Origin of the sequence: Amycolatopsis sp. NPDC023774 (genome assembly GCF_040639695.1) — a bacterium.
Taxonomy (GTDB): domain Bacteria; phylum Actinomycetota; class Actinomycetes; order Mycobacteriales; family Pseudonocardiaceae; genus Amycolatopsis.
This window is the reverse complement of record NZ_JBFAAJ010000114.1, coordinates 1-1,360: the sequence shown is the minus strand read 5'-3', so window position 1 is coordinate 1,360 and position 1,360 is coordinate 1. Positions and strand designations below refer to the sequence as shown.

The following is a 1,360-nucleotide window of genomic DNA, read 5'->3' as shown; positions in this document are numbered from 1 at the left end:
CCTAGTACTGCAACGGCGGTTAGGTGAGTGGGTAGCCGCGTCGTTTGTAGTGGCTGAGTCGGGCTTGGTGTTGTCGTCTGCGGCGGAAGCGTGACCATGCCCAGATATGGTCGGCAGTGTCGGTGACACGCAGGATCAGTTTGGTGAGCAGGCGCCGGATCTCCGGTAGCGTGAATCCGATCATGCCTGGTTCGTCGGCACTGGTTCCCCTTTTATGGCAAGGGATCGCGACACTGCGAGCCAGGCGTGGGCGAGCATGGACAGGGTGATGTGGGCATACCAGGCCCGCCAGGATCGGACCTGGTAGTGATCCAGTCCGGCTTCGTTCTTGGCCTGCTGAAAGCACTCCTCGATCCGCCAGCGTGCCCCGGCGATCCGGGCCAGATCCAGCAGCGTCGAGCGCCGGGGACCGTAGCAGACGTAGTAAGCGATCTCGGCCGGGTCTGAGAGTGAGCGGCGGGCGAGCAGCCAGTGCCCGCGCCCGGGCTGCCAGCCGATCCGGATCGCCACCCGCGCCCACTCGTACTCCCGCGGCCCGTGCGCGCCGGCCCCGACCGACAACCGCCGCCATGACCGGGCAGGCAGATCCGCGATCAGCTCGTCGGCTCGGGCTTCGCGACCGCCGGTGGTGACCAGGGTGTCGTTGACCTTGGTGGCCAGCACATGCGCCGCGTCGTGGGCCTCCAGCCACAACCGCAAGTACTTGACCTGCCCATAGGCCTCATCGGCGGTGACCCACGCGAACGGCACCTTCGCAGCGAACGCCCGCGCCAGCATCGCCATGGCCTGGCGCGGCTTGGTCTCGAACTCGGCGCCCTCCGGGATCCCCGCCCGCCGGCACCGATCCGGGTCGGCGATCCACGGCTCGGGCAGATACAACTCCCGGTCGATCAACGCATGCCCGCGAGCACCGGCATAAGCCAGGAACGTCCCGATCTGGCAGTTCTCGATCCGGCCCGCGGTTCCCGAGTACTGCCGCTGCACCCCCGCAGACCGAGTGCCCTTCTTCACGAACCCGGTGTCGTCCACGATCAGCACCCCGCCCGGTTCACCGAGATGCTCGACCACGTAGTCGCGCACGTCATCGCGGACGCCGTCGATGTCCCAGTCCGCCCAGCGCAGCAGCCGCTGCATCCCGTCCGGTGAGACCTCGCCTGCCTGCTCGGCCAGCGTCCAGCCGTTCTTCCGCTCCAAACCCGCGACCAGCCCGGACACATACTCCCGAGCCCGATTCCGCGGCTCCGACCGCGCGAACCGGCCCCCGATCCGCCCATGCACCCCGTCCAGCTGATCCATCACCACATCGACCACCACCAGGATGATCTACCACAACACCAGCAACTGCCGTTGCAGTACTAGG

The 1,360-nt window shown here is 67.4% G+C and carries 1 protein-coding gene; it reads right to left on the bottom strand.

Features of this window, described 5'->3' with window-relative positions; genetic code table 11:
• Positions 1-180 precede the first annotated feature (180 nt).
• A complete protein-coding gene (locus tag AB0F91_RS47225; protein ID WP_360609076.1) occupies positions 181-1,314 on the bottom strand; it encodes an IS701 family transposase in 1,134 nt (377 codons plus the stop codon).
• Positions 1,315-1,360 lie beyond the last annotated feature (46 nt).